This window comes from Halorubrum sp. ARQ200, from assembly GCF_005435115.1.
Taxonomy (GTDB): domain Archaea; phylum Halobacteriota; class Halobacteria; order Halobacteriales; family Haloferacaceae; genus Halorubrum; species Halorubrum tropicale.
On record NZ_SGTZ01000001.1, the window covers coordinates 115808 to 136181 of the forward strand.

Annotated in this window: 21 protein-coding genes, 1 tRNA gene and 1 pseudogene; 18 read left to right on the plus strand and 5 right to left on the minus strand. The window is 70.8% G+C overall.

The window, feature by feature from the left end; all coding sequences use genetic code 11:
• Positions 1-15: 15 nt before the first annotated feature.
• Together EXE50_RS00570 and EXE50_RS00575 are read right to left on the minus strand one after the other, a co-directional pair.
• A complete protein-coding gene (locus tag EXE50_RS00570) occupies positions 16-300 on the minus strand; it encodes a hypothetical protein (RefSeq protein ID WP_137704069.1) in 285 nt (94 codons plus the stop codon).
• Positions 301-314: 14 nt separating this feature from the next.
• A complete protein-coding gene (locus EXE50_RS00575; RefSeq protein WP_053772373.1) occupies positions 315-839 on the minus strand; it encodes a DoxX family protein in 525 nt (174 codons plus the stop codon).
• 218 nt (positions 840-1057) lie between these two features.
• Here EXE50_RS00575 and EXE50_RS00580 point away from each other — a divergent pair.
• Positions 1058-1128 (plus strand) — tRNA-Gly (locus tag EXE50_RS00580).
• A 573-nt stretch (positions 1129-1701) separates the two neighbouring features.
• Here EXE50_RS00580 and EXE50_RS00585 read toward each other — a convergent pair.
• Positions 1702-2775 (minus strand): NAD(P)/FAD-dependent oxidoreductase, encoded by a 1074-nt coding sequence (locus tag EXE50_RS00585; RefSeq protein WP_053772288.1) that lies wholly within the window; start codon positions 2773-2775, stop codon positions 1702-1704.
• Positions 2776-2936: 161 nt separating this feature from the next.
• Between EXE50_RS00585 and EXE50_RS00590 the strand changes: the two genes are divergently transcribed.
• Together EXE50_RS00590 and EXE50_RS00595 are read left to right on the plus strand one after the other, a co-directional pair.
• Positions 2937-3254: a hypothetical protein gene (locus tag EXE50_RS00590; protein ID WP_053772287.1), complete on the plus strand. Its 318-nt coding sequence runs from the start codon at positions 2937-2939 to the stop codon at positions 3252-3254.
• Between the two features lie 118 nt (positions 3255-3372).
• Positions 3373-5523 carry a prolyl oligopeptidase family protein gene (locus EXE50_RS00595; protein ID WP_137704070.1) on the plus strand — a complete coding sequence of 717 codons (2151 nt, stop codon included), beginning with the start codon at positions 3373-3375 and terminating at the stop codon, positions 5521-5523.
• A 1-nt stretch (position 5524) separates the two neighbouring features.
• Here the strand turns inward: EXE50_RS00595 and EXE50_RS00600 are convergent, their stop codons facing one another.
• Both EXE50_RS00600 and msrA read right to left on the minus strand, forming a co-directional pair.
• The gene (locus EXE50_RS00600; protein ID WP_053772285.1) at positions 5525-6205 is read right to left on the minus strand and encodes a metallophosphoesterase; all 681 of its coding nucleotides are present in this window, start codon (positions 6203-6205) and stop codon (positions 5525-5527) included.
• Positions 6206-6595: 390 nt separating this feature from the next.
• A complete protein-coding gene (gene msrA, locus EXE50_RS00605) occupies positions 6596-7135 on the minus strand; it encodes a peptide-methionine (S)-S-oxide reductase MsrA (protein WP_137704071.1) in 540 nt (179 codons plus the stop codon).
• Between the two features lie 459 nt (positions 7136-7594).
• Here msrA and ribH point away from each other — a divergent pair, with 459 nt between their 5' ends.
• From ribH to EXE50_RS00680, 15 genes and pseudogenes are all read left to right on the plus strand, one after another.
• On the plus strand, positions 7595-7999 hold the full coding sequence (ribH, locus tag EXE50_RS00610; protein WP_053772283.1) for a 6,7-dimethyl-8-ribityllumazine synthase: 405 nt from the start codon (positions 7595-7597) through the stop codon (positions 7997-7999).
• A 25-nt stretch (positions 8000-8024) separates the two neighbouring features.
• Complete coding sequence (locus EXE50_RS00615) at positions 8025-9179, plus strand: pyridoxal phosphate-dependent aminotransferase (RefSeq protein WP_137704072.1); 1155 nt, start codon at positions 8025-8027, stop codon at positions 9177-9179.
• A gap of 130 nt (positions 9180-9309) precedes the next feature.
• On the plus strand, positions 9310-9813 hold the full coding sequence (locus tag EXE50_RS00620; RefSeq protein WP_137704073.1) for a universal stress protein: 504 nt from the start codon (positions 9310-9312) through the stop codon (positions 9811-9813).
• 98 nt (positions 9814-9911) lie between these two features.
• The gene (locus EXE50_RS00625) at positions 9912-10340 is read left to right on the plus strand and encodes a DUF5788 family protein (protein ID WP_121599055.1); all 429 of its coding nucleotides are present in this window, start codon (positions 9912-9914) and stop codon (positions 10338-10340) included.
• A 78-nt stretch (positions 10341-10418) separates the two neighbouring features.
• Complete coding sequence (gatC, locus tag EXE50_RS00630) at positions 10419-10721, plus strand: Asp-tRNA(Asn)/Glu-tRNA(Gln) amidotransferase subunit GatC (protein WP_053772279.1); 303 nt, start codon at positions 10419-10421, stop codon at positions 10719-10721.
• Positions 10721-12025 carry an Asp-tRNA(Asn)/Glu-tRNA(Gln) amidotransferase subunit GatA gene (gatA, locus tag EXE50_RS00635; protein ID WP_137704074.1) on the plus strand — a complete coding sequence of 435 codons (1305 nt, stop codon included), beginning with the start codon at positions 10721-10723 and terminating at the stop codon, positions 12023-12025. Before gatC ends, gatA begins: the two co-directional genes overlap by 1 nt.
• On the plus strand, positions 12022-12528 hold the full coding sequence (locus EXE50_RS00640) for a DUF5797 family protein (protein ID WP_137704075.1): 507 nt from the start codon (positions 12022-12024) through the stop codon (positions 12526-12528). The genes gatA and EXE50_RS00640 overlap by 4 nt, the downstream gene beginning before the upstream one ends.
• Before the next feature lie 77 nt (positions 12529-12605).
• Positions 12606-13052: an SHOCT domain-containing protein gene (locus EXE50_RS00645; protein ID WP_137704076.1), complete on the plus strand. Its 447-nt coding sequence runs from the start codon at positions 12606-12608 to the stop codon at positions 13050-13052.
• Positions 13053-13146: 94 nt separating this feature from the next.
• Positions 13147-13392, plus strand: coding sequence for a YhbY family RNA-binding protein (locus EXE50_RS00650; RefSeq protein WP_053772372.1), 246 nt, complete (start codon positions 13147-13149; stop codon positions 13390-13392).
• Positions 13389-14211, plus strand: a pseudogene (locus tag EXE50_RS00655) (mechanosensitive ion channel family protein). The gene EXE50_RS00650 and the pseudogene EXE50_RS00655 overlap by 4 nt, the downstream one beginning before the upstream one ends.
• Before the next feature lie 65 nt (positions 14212-14276).
• Complete coding sequence (gene trkA, locus EXE50_RS00660) at positions 14277-15614, plus strand: Trk system potassium transporter TrkA (RefSeq protein ID WP_053772275.1); 1338 nt, start codon at positions 14277-14279, stop codon at positions 15612-15614.
• 5 nt (positions 15615-15619) lie between these two features.
• The gene (locus EXE50_RS00665) at positions 15620-17122 is read left to right on the plus strand and encodes a TrkH family potassium uptake protein (RefSeq protein ID WP_121599052.1); all 1503 of its coding nucleotides are present in this window, start codon (positions 15620-15622) and stop codon (positions 17120-17122) included.
• 114 nt (positions 17123-17236) lie between these two features.
• Complete coding sequence (locus EXE50_RS00670; protein ID WP_137704077.1) at positions 17237-18772, plus strand: TrkH family potassium uptake protein; 1536 nt, start codon at positions 17237-17239, stop codon at positions 18770-18772.
• Between the two features lie 174 nt (positions 18773-18946).
• Entirely contained in the window at positions 18947-19387 is a 441-nt protein-coding gene (locus EXE50_RS00675) for a universal stress protein (RefSeq protein ID WP_121599050.1), read from the plus strand.
• 57 nt (positions 19388-19444) lie between these two features.
• Complete coding sequence (locus tag EXE50_RS00680) at positions 19445-20317, plus strand: universal stress protein (protein ID WP_241982606.1); 873 nt, start codon at positions 19445-19447, stop codon at positions 20315-20317.
• Positions 20318-20374 lie beyond the last annotated feature (57 nt).

The window sequence follows — 20374 nt, forward strand, 5'->3', positions numbered from 1 at the left end:
CGGTTCCCGCGCGATTCAGTCCGCCATCGACTCGTGGCTGACGCCCCGGTCGCCCGGGAGCGGCGCCACGAGCCGGTACGCCGCGTAGAGGCCGAGCACCGCGATGCCGGCCAGCACGAAGCCGGTGCGGATCTCCGGCGCGATCAGCGGCGTCGCGACCACGTCGCCCGCCTCGTTCTTCATCGGGACCGGGGCGAACGGCTGCCCGGCCAGCGTCTCGACCAGTCCGAGGACCGCGATGCCGAACAGCATCAGTCCCGCGCTCAACGCCCGTGCCGCCTTGTCGATGATGTCTGTCATTTTCGGTCACCTCGTTAACCGAGCAGGTACCGCAGCTTGGGGTTCTGTTTGACGAGCTCCGTGTCCTCGATGATCGCGTCGAGGCCGTAGTACCGACCGGCCGCGAGCACGATCACCGTCATGAACAGCAGCAGGCCCATCAGGTCGCTGTTGACGACGCCGTGGCCGAACCCGGCGTTGCCGACCCAGAACAGGATCATGAAGATGACCCCGCCGAAGGCGGCGAAGCGGGTGAGCGCCCCGGCCATCAGCGCGAGGCCGATGAGCGTCTCGAAGAGGGGCACACCGGGCTCGATGAGCCACGCGAGGTTGTTCCCCATCCAGACCGGGATGCCGCCGAGGACCGTCCCGCTCATCTGTTGCATGTACGCCGGGCCGTAGCTGTACGCGAACCCGTCTGTGATGATCTTCGTCACGCCGGCGTGGAAGAACCACCAGCCGGTGACGACGCGGAGGAACGCGATCCAGTACGTCGCCCAGGGTCCCTCCAGCGCGAACTCGACCTCGCCGACCAGCGGATTGCTCGATTGGTATGACATCGGTGTCACCTCACGGGTGTACGTTGGGTGGCTACCCACATAGGTGCCGAACAGATTTCTAAGCCGCTGAAAAGCGTTCTAACGCGCTGGGAGGGGTCCACAGTATCAGGGGCCTTTAAGTACTACTGCCAGTCACGGTCGCGGCTCGTCCCGTCAGAACACGGAACGCTTATGAAAGCCGTTCCGCCTACGTGTAGGTGCGTCATCGACCGACGCGAGCGCCGGTGGTCTAGTGGTAGGACCTGAGCCTTCCAAGCTCATGGCCCGGGTTCAAATCCCGGCCGGCGCACTCACTTCGTTCGTGCGCCGCCCGTACTCCCACTCGCTCGCTTCGCTCGCTCGCGGGAGTCCCGGCCGGCGCAGTTCTCGGACACAACGAACCGGAAACGACTGCGACGAGTGAGTCCGTGCGTCAGGATGCGCAGAAGGATTTGAATCAGAGAGCGAGCGGAGCGAGCGACCGTGGTTCAAATCCCGGCCGGCGCACTCACTTCGTTCGTGCGCCGCCCGTACTCCCACTCGCTCGCGGGAGTCCCGGCCGGCGCATCTCTCGAACGTAGTGAGAGAAACTGCCGCGGGATTTGAACCGTATCAGTCGCGCGCAGCGAGCGAGCACGTCTGGTTCCGGTTCAAATCCCGACTGGCGTACGAAGGAGTGAGTGCGCCCCCCGACCTCTCGCTCGCAATCGGGGTGCTCGCGTCCCTCGCACCTCGCACCGCCCGCGAGAGCCCCGGCCAGCGCAGCTCTCGGACAAACCGAGAGACGCCTCCGTGGGAATTGGATCCCATCGGACGCGCGCAGTGCGCTCTGCGAGAGGTCCGGAGTCTCTCTCGACGAGTTCCGCTGAAAAGTCGGCGGCGATCAGTCGTCGGTGGCCGGCGCCTCGGCCCCCTCGGCCTCGGCGGACTCGCGCGGCCCGCCCGCGTGCCCCTCGTGGGCGACGGCGGTCGCCATGAGGTGGGGCGGGATGGCGGGCACCTCGTCCTCGCCGACGGGGCCGTCGCGCGCGATCTCCTCGGTCGAGCGCGGGAACTCCCGGATCTCCTTGTGGATCGCGAGGCCGGCCTTCGCCCCCTGGCCCATCGCGACCGGCACCTGGTTGTGGCCCGGCGTGATGTCGCCGACCGCGAACACGCCGTCCTCGCTGGTGCGGCCGTGGTCGTCGACGGCGATGGTGCCGTCGTCGTTGAGGTCGCAGCCCAGCCCCTCGGCGAGGACGGTGTTGTAGTCGGAGCCGTACATCGCGAAGCCGCCGCGGTACTCGCGGCGCGTGCCGTCCGCGAACTCCAGCGCCTCCAGCCAGCCGGTGTCGGGGTCGTTCTCGACGCCCTCGACCTCCTCGGTGACGACGTCGACGGGGTGCGCCTCCAGCTGCGCGGCGGTCTCCTCGCTCCACGTCGGCTCCTCGCCGCGGGTCAGCACGTCCACGTCGTCGGTGACGTTGAGCATGATCATCGCGACGTGGGCGGCGGCCTCGCCGTGGCCCATCACGTACACCGGTTCGTCGGCGAACATGTAGGCGTCGCAGTGGAGGCAGTAGTGGAGCCCCTTGCCCGTCCGCGGGAGCGGCGGGTCCGGGCGCTCGTCGGAGAACCCGGTCGCGAGGACGACGCGGTCCGCGACCAGTTCGGCGTCGTTCGTCTCCAGTCGGAACCGGTCGTCGTCGGTGCGCTCGACCTCGGTGACGAAGCCGCGCTCGAAGGTGCCGCCGTACGACTCCACCTGCTCGCGCCCGGTGGCGAGGAACTCGTTGCCGGAGACGTCCTCGGTGACGCCGATCACGTTGTGCGTGTCGGCCATCATCGCCGCGCGGCCGCCGCCGCGGTCGATCAGCACCGTCTCGTGGCCCAGTCGGGCCCCGTACAGCGCCGTCGTCAGCCCGGCCGGCCCGCCGCCGACCACCGCGATCTCGTACTCGTCGTCGGACGAACTCATTACCGCTCGTAGGCGACCCACCGGGTTAAATACCGTCTTGTTGTGCGCGTCCCGCGGCCAACCCCGTTCGCTCCGCGCCGGAAGGTGGATCGACGCCCGACCGCGACGGCTTCCGCCCCCCGTCCGGAGGTTTATTGGTGCGTACCGCGTTCGCTCGGTCAGTGGTCACTCGCCTCGCCCTCGCCGTGTGCCTCCTCCTCGTCGGGATCGCCGCCGACGTGGGCACGACCTACGTCGCGCTCTCGGGCAGCGAGTACGTCGAGGGGTCGCCCGTCGGCCGCCTGTTCATCTCCCGGTTCGGCCTCCTCGGCGGGATGCTCCTCACGAAGGCCGTCGGCATGGCCGTCATCGGGCTCCCGGTCGCGGTCGCCGGCGGCACGCGACGGTTCGTCGCCACCCTGATGTGCGGCGGCGTCGGCGCGCTCTCGCTGGCCGTCGCCGCGCGGAACCTGCTGTTCGTCGCGGGCCTGTGGCCGTGAGGGACCCGGCCGTGGCTCGGCCGTAACGCGTCTGCCTCGGACCCCGCGACGCGAGCGGATCGGCGGCCTCGGCCGCCGCGACCCCAGCGGTTTTGCGTCGCCGGCGACACCGATCCGTATGCCACGCGAATCCGCTCCGGCCCGCTCTCCGCCGGAGACGCGCCGCGAGGTCGTCACGGAGACGCTCCACGGGGTCGACGTCGACGACCCGTACCGATGGCTCGAAGGCGACGGCGAGGCGGTCGACCAGTGGGTCGACGCCCAGAACGCCCACGTCGACGAGACGCTGGACGACGCGCTCCGGGACCGGCTCCGCCCGCGCTTCGAGGACCTCGTCGAGGTGGCCGACTACGGCCCGATCGCCGTCCGCGAGGGGCGCTACTTCGCGACGGTCCGCGAGCCCGGGGCCGACCACGCCCGCCTCGTCGTCCGCGACGCCCCCGACGGCGACGGCCGCCTCCTCGTCGACCCGAACGCTTGGGCCGCGAACCGCGACGAGGGGCGTCCGCCGCGGTCGATGGCGTGGTACGTCCCGTCGCACGACGGCGAGCGCGTCGCGGTCGGCGTCACCGAGGGCGGCGACGAGAACTACGACGTGCGAGTCCTGTCGGTGCCCGACCCGACTGAATCGCCGGCATCCGAGGGCTCGGGAGGCTACGGTGCGGGCGTCGAGGAGGTCGCGGTCCTCCCCGAGCGCGGCCGCGTCAACGCGGGGGGCCTCGCCTGGACGGCCGACGGCGAGGGGGTCGTCTACGTCGCGACCGGCGGCGCGGCCGACGGCGCGCAGATGGACAAGGAGATCCGCCGGTTCCGGCTCGCGGACGGTCCCGAGGCGGAGGAACTCCTGCTCGAACACGACGACCAGCACGTCTGGCCGCGGGTCACGGTCGACCCCGACTCCGGGCTGCTCGCGGTCGCCTTCTCCGAGATGGTGGGGGGAACCGAGTGGTACGTCCACGTCGACGGCGACCTCCGCCCCGTCCTGACCGACACCGACGCCGAGACGTCGGTCCAGTTCCACGACGGGACGGCGTTCGTCTCGACCGACCACGGCGCGCCCCGGCGGCGGGTGCTCGCCTGCTCGGTCGACCGCTTCCGCGAGGGCGACCTCTCCTTCGAGGAGTGCCGCGAGCTGCTCCCCGGCGGCGAGGGGATCATCCAGTCGGTGGCGCCGACTCCCGAGCGCCTCCTCGTCCACCGCCAGCGCGACGCCCACTCGCGGCTCTCCGTCCACGACCGCGACGGGACGCACCTGCGCGACGTGTCGCTGCCGTCGCACTGCTCCGTCACGTGGGTCTCCGGGAACCGCGACGCGCCCGAGGCGTTCTTCGGGCTCACCGGCTTCGACCGGCCGCCGGCGGTCCGGGCGCTCGACCTCGACGGCGGGGCGGACGCGAAGGCCGAACTGGCGTCGACGGAGGTCGACTCCGTCGACCTCCCCGTCCCTGACGACCTCGTTGTCGAACAGCGGTTCGTCGACTCGACGGACGGCGCCGAGGTGCCGGTGTTCGTCTGCTACCGCGAGGACGCCGCCGTCGACGGCCCGCGCCCGACGCTGCTGTACGGCTACGGCGGCTTCCGGAACAGTATCACCCCGTCGTTCGGCCGGTTCCGGCTGCCGTTCCTCGCGGACGGCGGCGCGTTTGCGGCGGTGTGCGCCCGCGGCGGGTACGAGTACGGCGAGCCGTGGCACGAGGCCGGGATGCTCGCGGAGAAACAGCACACCTTCGACGACTTCGTCGCGGCCGGGGAGGCGCTCTGCGCGTCCGGGCTGACCGACACTGACCACCTGGCGGTCGCCGGCGGGTCGAACGGCGGGCTCTCGGTGGGCGCGGTGGTCACCCAGCGCCCGGACCTGTGGGCCGCCGCGCAGTGTGCGGTCCCCCTGCTGGACATGCTCCGGTTCCACCGCTTCCTGCTCGGGGAGTCGTGGACGACGGAGTACGGCCACCCGGAGGACCCGGAGGCGTTCGAGTACCTCCGCGCGTACTCGCCGTACCACAACGTCGACGCTGACGAGTCGTATCCGCCTGTCTACTTCACCACGGCCGCAAGCGACACGCGCGTCCACCCCTCGCACGCCCGGAAGATGACCGCGCGGCTCCAGAACGAGGCCGACGGCGGGCCCTTCCTCCTCCGGACGAAGTCGGCGACCGGGCACGGCGTGGGGAAGCCGACCTCAATGGTGGTCGACGAGCAGACGGACTCGTGGGCGTTCTGCTACGAGCGGTTGGGCGTGGAGATCAGCGACCGCGACGACGACGCCTGATCTACTCGCCCTCGTAGAGGCGCTCCGCCGTCGTCTCGGGAAGGTCGGCCTCGCGCACCGCCTCCGCGACGCGGTCAACGTCGTACTCCACGCGATACGTCTCGACCGCGTCGGTTCCGTCGGCCGTCGTGTCGAGGACGGCGTAGCCCGCCCGCGGGTCGCCGTCGCGCGGCTGGCCGACGCTGCCCGGATTGCACACGAAGCCGCCGGCCACGTCGCGGCACCCCTGAACGTGGGTGTGGCCGAGGACGATCCCGTCGTACTCGCCCATGTGCCGGTCGAGGTTCGGGAACTCCTCCGGGTAGACGTAGGCGTCCTCGCGCTCGGCGGCGGGGTGCGAGTGGACGAGCAGGTACCGGTCGCCGGCGAACGTCTCCGTCCGCGGGAGGGCGTCGATCCACTCGCGCTGGTCGGCCGACAGCGACGCCTTCGCGTGCTCGAGGCCGGCCTCGGCCATCCGGTTGGCGCTGTACCGGTGCGGGCTCTCGACGGTGCGGTCGTGGTTCCCCCGGACCGTCGCGGCCGCGACCTCGCGCACGCGCTCGACGCACTCGGCCGGCCACGGGTTGTAGCCGACCACGTCGCCCGCGCAGTAGATCCGGTCAACGGCGGGCATGTCGTCGAGGACCGTCTCCAGCGCCGGGAGGTTCGCGTGAACGTCCGAGATGAGGCCGACCTTCATCGGAGATGGGTTCGGCCGGCGAGAGGGAATAGGTTGTGGCGCGACGCGAGGACTTGTACTGGGATCCCGGCGCGTGCCTGCGAGTGGCCGCCGAAGGCGGCCGCGAGGAGCACGCGCGAGGGAGTCGGCCGACCGCAGGGAGGCCGACGAGGCTGGGGAGGCGTGAGGTGCGGTCGCGGTGCGGGGTGGGACTCGAAGGGGCAGTCGCGAGGGCGAAGCACGGCGACGTAAGCACTGAACGAGGGAGCGAACGCAGTGAGCGACCGAGTGAAGCGCGCAACGAGCCGCGCGAGTCCTCGCGACTGGGGCTTCGGCGGTGTTCACCGGCGGTCCGCGTTCAGCTATTTATAAGTGAGCGACTGGATCTTCGGCGGTGTTCCGTCCCGTCACTTACGCCTTCACCTTCTCGCGGAAGCGCTCGCGGACCTTCTCTACCTTCGGCTGCGCGTGCATCGTACAGTAGGCGTCGGCCGGGTTCTTCTCGAAGTAGTCCTGGTGTTTCTCCTCGGCGCGGTAGAACGTCTCCAGCCGCTCGACCTCCGTGACGACCTCCTCGTCGTAGCCGCCCTCCTCGTCGAGCGCGGCCACGTAGTTCTCCGCGATCCGGCGCTGCTCGTCGTCGTGGTAGAGGACGATCGACCGGTACTGGGTGCCCACGTCCGGCCCCTGTCGGTTCAGCTGGGTCGGGTCGTGGACGGTGAAGAAGATCTCGAGGATCTCCTCGTAAGAGAGCGCCTCGGGGTCGTACTCGACCTGAACGACCTCGGCGTGGCCGGTGTTGCCGGTACACACCTCCCGATAGCTCGGGTCCTCGACGTGGCCGCCGGCGTAGCCGGAGGTGACGCGCTCGACGCCGTCGAGTTCCTTGAACGCCGCCTCGACGCACCAGAAGCAGCCGCCGCCGACCGTCGCGGTCTCGGTGTCGGTCATGGACTCGTGTTGGCGTCGGAGACGTATTAATGGCGCGTGGCCGGAAAGCCGAGACTCGACTCGTTCGTTTATTCATAACCGATCGCTGCTAACTCGTCGGGGAACACCTCGAAGCCCCAGTCGGGAGGCGGACGCACGCTCGCTGCGCTCCTCGGTCGCTCACTCTGTTCGCTCCCTGTGGTGCTTGCGTCGCCTGCGCCCGCCTCCCGACTGCCCCTTCGAGCCCCACCCGACCGCACCGCAACCGCACCTCACACCTCCCCAGCCTCGTCGGCCTCCCTGCGGTCGGCCGACTCCCTCGCGCGTGCTGCTCGGCCGCGGTGCGACCTCGCAGGCACGCGCCACCGCAGGTCGATTCATGACCGATCAGTCGACCGCCCCAGTCCGTCCCGAACGCGTTCGCCCGGCAACCCTGCGGTCGAACGGTAGACCTTTGCCGTCGCCCGCTCCACGTCGCGTATGGTCTCGCTGGGACTGGTGGTGGCGCGGTTCAACGACTCCGTCACGGAGCCGATGGCCGAGGCCGCCCGCGAGGCGGCCGCCGACCGCGACGCCGTCGTCGTCGACGAACTGAGCGTGCCGGGCGCGTACGACAGCCCGCTGGCCGCCGACCGGCTGGCGCGCCGAGACGACGTCGACGCCGTCGCGGTCGTCGGCGCCATCGTCACCGGCGACACGGACCACGACCGCGTCATCGCGAACGCGACCGCCGAGAAGCTCACCGACGTGAGCCTCGACCGGGACACGCCGGTCACCTTCGGCGTGAGCGGCCCGGGGATGTCCGGCGCGGAGGCGCGCGAGCGGATCGACAAGGGGGCGGACGCGGCCGCGGCCGCGATCGACCTCGCGACGGAACTCGACTGACGGACACGACGATCACACACGACACATGAGCGACGCATACGACTTCTCGGAGCGGATCGGACGCGTAGAGCCCAGCGCGACGCTGGCGATATCGAACCTGGCGGCGGAGAAGGAGGCCGAGGGCGCGGACATCGTCGACCTCTCGGTCGGCGAGCCCGACTTCGACACCCCGGCGAACGTCGTCGCGGCCGGGAAGGCGGCCCTCGACGCGGGCCACACGGGGTACACCTCCTCGAACGGCGTGCCCGAGCTGAAGGCGGCGATCGCGGAGAAGCTCCGCGGCAACGGGATCGAGGCCGACGCCGACGAGGTGATCGTCACCCCCGGCGGCAAGCAGGCGCTGTACGAGACGTTCCAGACGCTGATCGACGAGGGCGACGAGGTCGTCCTGCTCGACCCGGCGTGGGTCTCCTACGAGGCGATGGCGAAGCTCGCCGGCGCCGACCTCTCGCGCGTCGACCTCGCGCCGCACGGCTTCCAGCTGGAGCCCGCCCTCGACGAGCTCGCCGAGACCGTCTCGGACGACACCGAGCTGCTCGTCGTCAACACCCCGTCGAACCCCACGGGCGCGGTGTTCTCGGAGGCGGCCCTGGAGGGCGTCCGCGACCTCGCCGTGGAGCACGACGTGGCCGTCATCTCGGACGAGATCTACGAGCGCATCGTCTACGACGCCGACCACGTCTCGCTCGCGAGCCTCGACGGGATGGCCGACCGCACGGTGACGATCAACGGCTTCTCGAAGGCGTACTCGATGACCGGCTGGCGGCTCGGCTACCTCCACGCCACCGACGAGTTCGTCGGCGAGGCGGGGAAGCTCCACTCCCACTCCGTCTCCTGTGCCACGAACTTCGTCCAGCGCGCGGGGATCGAGGCCTTGGAGAACACCGAGGCGTCGGTCAAGGAGATGCGCGACGCCTTCGCCGACCGCCGGGACCTCCTCGTGGACCTGTTCGACGAGCACGGCGTCGACGTCGACGTCGGCGACGGCGCGTTCTACATGATGATCCCCGTCGCGGACGACGATCAGGCGTGGTGCGAGGCGGCGATCGAGCAGGCGGCCGTCGCCTGCGTCCCCGGCAGCGCGTTCAACGCCCCCGGCTACGCCCGCATCTCTTACGCCGCGAGCGAGGAGCGACTGCGCGACGCGGTCGACCGCCTCGTCTCGAACGACCTGCTGTAACCCCGCCAGCCCGCCCGCGGACGCCGCGGTCTCACCCGCTCGCCGACCGGACGAACTCGCGGATCGGCCGCGAACGGGGGCTGCGATGCGTTTTTCACCCCGCTCCTCGAAGTTTCAACTTGGTGGTACGATGTACGACAGGATACTGTACCCGACCGACGGGAGCGCCGGATCGGAGGCGGCGGCGGCGCACGTGGGGGCGCTCGCGTCGCAGTTCGGCGCGAGCGTGGACGTGTTACACGTGATCGACACCCGCGAGGGCGGGCTTGGCCTGAGCGGGGCGTTCCTCGACGACGACCCGCAGGCGATGAGCGGGCGGTCGCCCGACGAGGGCTACATCGGACGGCACGGGGGCGGGCCCGACCCCGAGGAGGTCGAGGCCGGACTCACCGACCACGCCGAGGCGCTCATCCAGGCCTCGACCGGCGAGGTCGACCTGACGACCGCGGTCGAGTCGGGGACGCCCCACTCGGTGATACTGCGCTACGCCGACGAGGCCGACGCCGACCTCGTGGTGATGGGGACGCACGGCCGGACCGGCGTCGAGCGGTACCTGCTCGGCAGCGTCGCGGAGAAGGTCGTCCGGCTCTCGGACGTGCCGGTGATGACGGTGCGGGCGGACGAGGACGAGTGAGGCGACGGACCGGACGACCGAAGCGGACGCGGGACGCCGGCGGGCCGATCCGACCGGCGGCCGATGATTTTTCCCGGCTCCGTCGCCCACGCGAACCCATGAGCGACCCGGAGCGAACGGCGATCGACGACGGCGTTCGCGAGGCCCTCCTCGACCGCGTGAACAGCCCCAGCGCGACCGTCGGCGCGAGCGTGCCCGACGAGGTCGAGATAGACGGGAGCGCCGTCGACCTGTCGGCGTTCATCGTCGAGACCCGGAAGGTCGACGCGGTCCCGCCCGCGCTCGACCGGAAGGTGACTGCGGCGCGCGAGTCGCTCAGGGCCGAGCGGGCGCGGCGCGTCGAGCGGCTGGAGAGCGACCCCCTCGGCCGCGAGACCGCCGAGGCGCTCGCCGACGAGGTCGTCGGCATCGACCGCGCGCTCAACGCCTTGGAGGGCATCCGCCGGCCGGGGTTCGCCGACGAGCACCACGCCGACACGCTGGCGGGCCACGAGCGCTGGCTCGCGTTCGTCGATCAGGTCCGGTGATTCCGGGTCCCGCCACGACCCGGCGTCGCCGGCCCCCTTCCGAAACCCTTACTCGCCGCCCGCGTGGTACGTTCGGGTATGAGCGACACCGCAGCGTCGGACGACGGCGAGGCCGCCGTCGACGCCGAGGAGGTCAGACACGTCGCCGATCTCGCGCGGGTGCGGCTCGCCGACGAGGAGGTCGACGAGTTCGCGGCGCAGTTCGGCGACATCTTGGAGTACTTCGCCGCGCTCGACGAGGTCCCGGAGACGGAGCGCGAGGAGGAACTCGTCAACGTGATGCGCCCGGACGAGGTCCGCGAGGGGCTCTCCCAGGAGGAGGCGCTCGCGAACGCCGAGGAGACGGAGGACGGCTTCTTCGTCGGCCCGAAGGTGTCGTAATGGCGGCCGATATCAACGCCTTCGTCACGGAGGCGACGATCGAGGGCGACGCGGACGCCGACGGCCCGCTGGCGGGCAAAACCGTCGCCGTGAAGGACAACATCTCCACCGAAGGGATCCGGACGACCTGCGGCTCGGAGATGCTGGCGGACTACGTCCCGCCCTACTCCGCTACCGTCGTCGACCGCCTGACCGAGGCGGGCGCGACGGTCGTCGGCAAGACGAACATGGACGAGTTCGGGATGGGGACGACGACCGAGACCTCCGCGTTCGGCCCCACTCGGAACCCGGTGGACACCGACCGCGTCCCGGGCGGCTCCTCCGGCGGCTCGGCGGCCGCGGTCGCGGCGGGCGAGGCCGACGTGGCCCTCGGCTCCGACACCGGCGGCTCGGTGCGCTGTCCGGCCGCCTTCTGCGGCGTCGTCGGGATCAAGCCCACCTACGGGCTCGTCTCCCGGTACGGCCTGATCGCGTACGCGAACTCCCTCGAACAGATCGGCCCGATCGCGGACACCGTCGAGGAGGCGGCCGCCGCGCTCGACGTCATCGCGGGCGACGACCCCAACGACGGGACGACCCGCGACCTGCGCGAGGTCGAGGGCGCCGACCCCGACGCGAGCTACGCCGCGGCCGCGGACGGCGACGTGGCGGGCCTGACGGTCGGCGTGCCCACGGAGCTGTTCGAGGGCGCCGACGAGCGCGTCGTCGAGACGGTCGAGGCCGCGATCGACGACCTAGAGGCGCAGGGCGCGGAGACGACCGAGATCTCGCTCCCCTCCGTCGAGCACGCGGTCCAGGCCTACTACGTGATCGCGATGGCGGAGGCCTCCTCGAACCTCGCGCGCTTCGACGGCGTCCGGTACGGCCACCGGAGCGACGCGGACGGCAACTGGAACGAGTCGTTCGCGGAGACCCGCGAGGAGGGGTTCGGCGCGGAGGTCAAACGCCGGATCCTGCTCGGCACGTACGCGCTCTCGGCCGGCTACCACGACAAGTACTACGAGAAGGCGCAGGACGCCCGCGCGTGGGTCCGTCGGGACTTCGAGGACGCCTTCGACGACGTCGACGTGGTCGCGTCGCCGACGATGCCGGTCCTCCCCTTCGAGCTCGGCGAGAGCCTCGACGACCCGCTGCGGATGTACCTCGCGGACGCGAACACGACGCCGGTCAACCTCGCGAACCTCCCCGCGATCTCCGTGCCCGCGGGCGAGGCGGACGGGCTCCCGGTCGGGCTCCAGCTCGTCGGCCCGAAGTTCGGCGAGGAGGCCATCGTCCGCGCCGCGAGCGCGGTCGAGGAGCGATGAGCCTCACCGACGAGGAACGCGACCGGCTCGCCGACGTGGTCCGCCTCCAGCCGACGAAGAACGGCGAGCTCCAGGACGCGTGGGAGATGGAGAGCGGCAGCGAGGTCCACGGCTACCTGGAGACCCACCTGAAGGAGTACTACTACCGCGACGACGACAGCCTGATCCGCGCCACGGCGGAGGCCAACGACCTCGTCGACGTCAAGCCGGGCGTCGAGCCCGACGCGGTCGCTCGCGGCGGCGTGCCGGAGACGATCCGCGTCCCCGAGCTGGCGTCGCGCGTGGTCGACGTGCTCGCCGGGCCCGACGAGCGCTCGCAGTCCGTCGTCGGCGTGCTGAACGCGCTCCGAGAGGCGTACGACGTCGACCCCGAAGTCGACGCGGTGCGGCGCGCGCTCCGCAGCCTCGAACGCAAGAACGTCGTCGAGGTCGTCTACCGCACCGTGCCGACGTTCCGGCTGGCGGTCGACCGCGACGAGATAACCGTCGAAATCGAGTCGTAGGCGTTCCGTCCCCCAGGCGGTCCGGTCGTCGCCGGTCGGCGATACGACTTTGTACCGCGACGGAGACCGTCACGGCGATGGCCGACGACGAGACCCTCCGCGACCGGCTCCGCCGCAACGCGAGCGGCATCGCCGCCACGACGGTCACCGGGACGTGGCTCGCCGCCCTCCTGCTCGGGTTCGACTGGTGGCTCGGGTTCATGCTGTTCGGCTACATCGTGATCGTTCCGGTCGTCTCGATGCTGTTCGACGAGGAGGGCGGAGAGTCCGACTTCGAGGAGTACGAGACCGATCCCCTGTGGGGCAGACACGGCGAGGCGGCGGACAGCGACGACGAGTCCGCCGACACCGCGGACGCCCTCGAACGGCTGCGGACCCGCTACGCGAACGGCGACCTCACCGACGAGCAGTTCGAGCGGAAGCTCGACCGGCTGTTAGAGACCGAGACCCCCGAAGACGCCGCCGAGTGGGCCGAGCGGAACCGGGCCGCCGACCGGGAGCGCGACGTCGAACGCGAGCGGTGATCGGGGCGACGGCGTCGCGGCGGGCGGTGTCGCGGCGGCGAGCCCGGCGCGACCGAACCTCAAGCTTCAATGCGCGCGACCGACTCGACCGCGTATGAGCGACCAGGAACTGCGGAAGGAGGCGCACGACCTCGACGTCACCGTCTGGGTCGGGAAGCACGGCATCGACTCGGTCGTCGACGAGCTGGCCGACCAGCTGGACGACCGGAAGCTGGTGAAGGTGAAGTTCCTCCGCGCGGCCCGCGGGGGTACCACGACCGACGAGCTCGCCGAGGAGCTCGCCGACGCGGTCGGCGCCGACCTGATCGAGACGCGCGGGAACACGGCAGTGCTCCACTGACGAGCGCCGCCGCGGGGCCCTCCGGCGTCGTCGCGGTCGCGGGGACGCTCCGACCGTACCTCGGACCGGTGACGGAACTCGTCGTCGACGCCGCCATCTTCCTCGTCGCCGTCGCGACGTACCTGCTCTAGGAGGCGGCCGTCACCCCCCGTGAAGCGGGTCTTCGACAGGCGGGGGCTCGACGAGCACGCCAAGCGCCCGCTCCAGAAGATCCTGGCGTTCCTCGTGTTGTTCGCCGGCGTCACGCTCGCGATCGGCTTCGCGCTCCGGGACGTGATCAAGAACGTCGTCGCTGGCGTGTTCAGCTACACCGACAAGCCGTTCCGCATCGGCGACCGGACCGAGCGGAACGGCAACTCGGGCGTCGTCGAGGACATCTCCTTCCGCGTCGCCCGCGTCCGCACGTTCGACAACGAGCTGCTCACGGTGCCGAACCACGCCCTGACGAGCGACGTGGTGAAGAACCCGGTCGCGAAGAAGGCGCTCCGCCTGAAGTGCGTCTTCGGGATCGCCCACGAGGACGACGTCGAGAAGGCGACCGACATCATCGTCGAGGAGGCCGAGGAGAGCGGCGCCATCCTCGAAGACCCGGCGCCGTCGGTCCGGCTCACCGAGCTGGCCGACTCCTACGTCGGGCTCCAGTCGCGGATCTGGATCGACGACTCCTCGCGGGCGGACTTCGTCAAGGCGCGCGCCGACTACGTGAAGGTCGTCAAGGCGCGCTCCGACGAGGAGGGGATCTCGATCCCCTTCCCGCAGCGGACCGTCTCTGGGCGCAACGAGTGGACGGACCCCGCGTCGTTCGGCGGGGACGACTGACGAAGCGGCCGCGCCCGGCGGGGCCGATAGTAACGAACTTGAGGGTCCGGTAACTGGGTGTGCCCATGTACGTGGTCGTCATCGGGGCCGGCGAGGTCGGGACGAGCATCGCCGCGAGTCTCGCGTCGGACCACGAGGTGGTCGTCGTGGATGTCGACCCGGACCGCGCGGAACAGCTCAAGTACGAACTCGACGTCCTCACCATCGCGGGCGACGGCACGTCCTCGGAGATCCAGTCGACCGCCGAGGTCCACCGCGCGGACATGGTCATCGCCTGTACCGACGACGACCAGACGAACCTCGTCGCCTGCGGCACCGCCAAGACGCTCGGGGACGGGTTCACGATCGCCCGCGTCAAGAGCACCGACTTCCTCCGCACGTGGGAGGGCAGCGAGGGGGCGTTCGGCGTCGACTTCATGGTGTGTACGGACCTGCTGACCGCGGAGAACATCGTCCGCGTCATCGGGCTCCCGGCGGCCGTCGACGTCGACCCGTTCGCCGGCGGCCTCGTCCAGATGGCCGAGTTCGAAATCGCCGAGGGGAGCCCCGTCGCCGGACAGACCGTCTCGGAGGCGGACCGCTTCGAGTCGCTCACGTTCGTCGGCCTGTTCCGGAACGGCGACATGGTCATCCCCCGCGGGGACACCGACATCGCCGTCGGCGACCGCGCGGTGGTGATCGGGAGCCCCGAGAGCGTCCAGTCGTTCGCGACCGACGTGGCGCCGGAGGCGACGCCCGACCGCGCCGACGAGATCGTGGTCGTCGGCGGCAGCGAGATCGGCTACCAGACCGCCCGGCTCTTGGAGGAGCGCGACTTCAGCCCGCGGCTGATAGAGCAGGACCCCGACCGCGCGCGGTGGCTCGCGGAGAACCTCCCGGAAACCGTCGTCATGGAGCACGACGCGACGGACACGGAGTTCCTCACCCGCGAGCACGTCGACGAGGCCGACATCGTCGTCACGGCGCTCCGCTCGGACGAGAAGAACCTGCTCATCTCCGTGCTCGCCAAGCGCCTCGGCGTCGACCGCGTGATCGCCGTCGTCGACAGCCCCGATTACGTCACCGTCTTCGAGGAGATCGGCATCGACATCGCCGTCAACCCCCGCACGGTGACCGCCGAGGAGATCACGCGGTTCACCTACGAGAGCGTCGCGGAGAACATCGCCGTGCTGGAGAACGACCAGGCGGAGGTCCTCGAACTCGAACTCACCGAGGGGTGCGGGCTCGTCGGCCGGCCGATCTCGGAGATCGTCGCCGACAGCGACGCGCGGTTCGTCATCGGCGCGATCACCCGGGACCGCCGGCTGGTCACGCCCCGCGGTGACACGGTGCTTCAGGCCGGCGACCACGTCATCCTCCTCGTGGAGGCCGACTCCGTAAGCGACATCGCCTCGATGGCCTGAGTCCCGTGAGCACCAGCATCCGCGTCGGGTGGCGGGCCAGCGTGGGACTCACCGGCGACGTCCTCGCCGCCCTCCCCGTCCCGCTCGCGTTCCCCCTCCTCATCGCGTTCTACTACGGCGAGTCGCCCGTCCCGTTCCTCGCGGCGATCGCGGTCTCGCTCGCGCTCGGCGCGGCGTTCCGGTCGACGCGGGACCCGGCGGCGGACCTCGGGCCGCGGGAGGCGTTCCTCGCGGTGGCGCTGATCTGGTTCCTCGTCGCCGCGGTCGGCGCGATCCCATTCGTCGTGGCCGGGGTCGGCACGGTCGCGCACCCGGTCAACGCCATGTTCGAGTCGATGAGCGGGCTGACGACGACGGGCGCGACCGTGCTGCGCGACTTCTCACTCCACTCGCGGTCCGTCATGATGTGGCGGCAGGTGATCCAGTGGCTCGGGGGGCTCGGCATCCTCATCCTCGCGACCGCGGTGCTCTCGGAGATCGGCGTCGGCGGGGCCCAGCTGATGGAGTCGGAGTCACAGACCCAGGACGTCAACAAGCTCACGCCGAAGATCTCTCGGACGGCGCAGCTGATCTGGGGGATCTACTTCGGGCTCACGGGGCTGGCGATCGTCGTCTACTTCCTGCTCGGCCTCGCCGTCGATCCGCAGATGGACCTGTACAACGCCGTCGCGCACGCGTTCACCTCGGTCGCGACGGCCGGCTTCTCGCCGGAGCCGCTCTCGGTCGGGGCGTTTCACCCGCTGATCCAGTGGGCGGTGGTCCCGTTCATGGTGATCGGCTCGACAAGCTTCGTCCTCATCTACTTCGCAATCAACGGCGAGCCGATGCGCCTCCTCCGCAACGAGGAGTTCCACTTCTACATCGGCGCGATGGGCACGCTCGCGTCGATCGTCGCCGTGGGTCTGTTCCTCGATCCTGGCACCACGTTCGGCGCCGAGGCGACGATACGCCACGCCGTCTTCAACGTCGCCTCCATCGTGACGACGACGGGGTACGCCAGCACCGACTACGTGCAGTGGGCGCCCGCGGCGAAGCACATGCTGTTCATGGGGATGTTCATCGGCGGCATGGTCGGATCGACGACGTGTTCGATCAAGTCGCTGCGATGGCTGGTGGCGCTGAAGTCGTTCCGGCGGAACCTCTACACCGCGATCCATCCCGAGTCCGTCCGGCCGGTCCGGATCTCGGGGAAGGCGATCGACGAGGCCGCGATCCGCGACATCTACGCGTACCTCCTCCTCAGTATCGTGCTGTTCTTCCTGCTCGCCGTGGTCATCGTCGTCGACGCCGAGCGAGGAAACGTCCGAGTCACCGAGTTCGAGGCGCTCGGCGCCGCGGCGACGACGTTCCTCAACATCGGGCCGGCGTTCGGCGACGCGGGGCCGTACGGCACCTTCGCGACGTTCCCGCTGAGCACGCGGGCCGTGATGGTCGTGCTGATGTGGATCGGCCGGATCGAGATCATCCCCGTCCTCGTGCTGTTCACGAAGGCGTTCTGGACCTCCTGACCGGCGCTGACCCGCTGCGGTCCGCCGTTCGCCGCCCGCGGCGGGTCCGCCCATCGACGGCTTCTTGTCGCGCCGGCCTGCTACGACGGGTATCGGAACCCCCGAGGAACACTCGTGACACGGACCATCGACGCGCGGGCGACGCTCAGCTACACCGGGAGCATCGTGAAGCTCCTCTCGGCGTCCATGGCCGTCCCCCTCGTCGTCGCGCTGATCTACGGCGAGGACGCGCTCGCGTTCGCGGCGTCGATGACGGTCGCTGTCGCGGTCGGGGCCGGGCTCGAACGGCTCGACGACGAGCCGGAGCTCGGCCCCCGGGACGCGCTGGCGGTCGTCTCGCTCGCGTGGCTCACTGCCGCGGTCGTCGGCGCGATCCCGTACGTGATCGCCGGCTACGGGACCCACTCCGCGCTCGCGCACCCCGTGAACGCGCTATTCGAGTCGATGAGCGGCTTCACGACGACGGGCGCGACCGCGACGGCGGAGATCAGCTTCGAGCGGCACTCCCACGCGGTGCTGATGTGGCGGCAGCTCACACAGTGGCTCGGCGGGATGGGGATCATCGTGCTGATGATCGCGATCCTGCCGCAGCTGGCGGTCAACGGCGCCCAGCTGATGGAGTCGGAGGCGCCGGGGCCGGGGCTCCAGAAGCTCACCCCCCGGATCGTCGAGACGGCCCGCGCGCTCTGGCTCATCTACCTCGCGTTCACCGTGGCGCTGATCGCGATACTGGCGCTGCTCGGTCGCACCGGGTACGCGCCGGAGATGGACCTGTACAACGCATTCGCCCACGGGTTCTCCACGCTCCCGACCGGCGGGTTCTCGCCGGAGGCGGAGAGCATCGGCGCGTTCTCGCCGGTGGTGCAGTGGGCGTTCGTCCCGTTCATGGTGATCGCCGGGGTGAACTTCGCGCTGTTCTGGTACGTGCTCAGGGACGACCCGCGGGAGATGTTCGAGAACACGGAGTTCCGGATCTACCTCGGGCTGGTGACCGCGTTCGCGGCCGTGCTCGCGGTCGGGCTGTTCTACGGCGGCGCGCCGGCCACCGACATCGGCGGCGTCACGGAGGGTGTCCCGGAGAACGCGCTCCGGCAGGGGGTGTTCCAGGTCGCGTCGCTGATGAACTCGACCGGCTTCGCGACCGCGGACTTCGCGGAGTGGGACACCCAGACCCAGTTCCTCCTGCTGTTCGCGATGTTCATCGGCGGCTCCGCCGGGTCGACCGGCGGCGGGATCAAGGTGATCCGCTGGCTCATCCTGCTGAAGACGCTCCGTCGCGAGCTGTACACGACGGCGAACCCGGACGTGGTCCGGCCGGTCCGGCTCGGCGGCGAGGTCGTCGACGAGGACGTGATCCGCGGGATCCTCGTGTTCACCCTGCTGTACTTCCTCGTGTTCGCGCTCTCGGCCGTCTTCATCGAGCTCGACACGGCGCGGATCGGCGAGCGGCTCACCGGCACGGAGGCGCTCGCGGCGTCGCTCGCGACGATCGGCAACATCGGGCCGGGGCTCGGCCCGCTCGGTCCGTTCGGGAGCTACGAGTTCCTGCCGAACACGACGAAGCTGCTGATGATCGGGCTGATGTGGATCGGGCGGCTGGAGATCGTCCCCGTGCTCGCGCTGTTCGTCGCCGGCGTCGACGAGCAGTAGACTCTCGGGGCGTCCGGGTGGACCGCGCGGTGTGTAGCCGGCGTACCTCGTGAACCGCGCTGCGGTCCCCGGCGCGCCTCCATGGGTGCGCGGTGCGTCACCGGCGAGCCGCACGACGCGACGCCCGAGGACGCGAGGTCACCTTCTTAAGCGCCGCCGGCCGTACTACCTCGCATGGACGGACCCGACGACACCGGCGGCCAGGACCTGCTCGGGCACGTGCTCCTCCCGGTCGCGAACGAGGAGGACGCGCTGCGAACGGCGCGGGCGCTCGACCCCTACGACCCCGCGCGGGTGACGGCGCTTCACGTCGTCGAGAAGGGGGACGGCGTCCCGGACAAGACCCCCGTCGAGCAGTCGGAGGAGCTCGCGGCCGAGTCGTACGCGGCGGTCAGAACGGTGTTCCCCGACGCCGCCGAGCACACGGCCTACGCCCGGGACGTGGTCGAGGCGATCTTCGACGCCGCGGACGAGGTGGACGCGAGCGCGATCGCCTACCAGCCGCGCGGGGGGAACCGCTTGGTCCAGCTCCTCTCCGGGGACCTGTCGGCCGAGATCGCGACCGACGCGCCGGTGCCCGTGATCGCGCTCCCCCGCGCCGACGCGGACGAATGAGCCGCCGTCGCGCCCGCGAGAGCGGGTCGTCGGCGCGCTGACGCGGTGGATCGACCGATGCCGCACAGCGACGACCGGCCGACGGGGAGCGGCGACGACCGCCCCGTCGTCATGGTCGCCCTCTCGAACCCGCGCACCGAGGCGGCGCTCGTCGCGCTCGCCGGCGCCGTGGCCGACCGCCGGGACGCCCGCCTCCTCGCGGTCCACGTCGTCACCGTCCCCGACCAGACCTCGCTGGAGAACGCGGCCGCGAACCGGGAGCGGCTCGACCGGTCCTCCGCCGAGCTGCTCTCGGCGGCCGTCGCCGACGCGGCGCCGTTCGACGCGCCGGTCGAGACGAAGACGATCCTCTCGCACCGCGGGATCGAGGAGGTGTTCGACGCCGCGCGGGCGACCGGCGCCGACGCCGTAGTGATGGGCTACGGCGGGGCGCGGTTGGCGGGCGGGCGCGTCGAGGGCTCGCTGGACGAGCTGGCCCGCGACCTCCCCTGCGACTTCCTCGTCTTCGACGGGCGGCGACTCGACCCCGCCGACGTGCTCGTGCCGACCGCCGGCGGCCCGTCGTCGGACCTCTCCGCCGAGGTCGCGCTCGCGCTCCGGGCGGCGGTCGGCGCCGAGGTCTCGCTGTTACACGTCGTCGAGGAGGGCGACGAGGCGGCGGGCCGCGAGTTCCTCGCCGGCTGGGCCGAGGGGCACGGCCTCGGGGACGCCGACCTGCGCGTCGAGACCGGCGACGTGGAGGCGGCGATCGGCCGCGTCGGCGAGAGGTACGACCTCGTGATCGTCGGCGCCACGGAGCGCGGCCTCCTCTCCCGGATCGTCCGCGGGTCGCTCGCGTTCGCGGCCGTCGAGGCCCTCGAGGTGCCGGTGCTGCTCGCGGAGCGTCCCACGCCGCGGTCGCTCCGCGACCGGCTGTTCGGGGGTCGCTGAGCGCGGTGAGGCAGTCGTCTCCGGGGTCGCTCGCGCCGCCGGCCCTCCAAAATATAA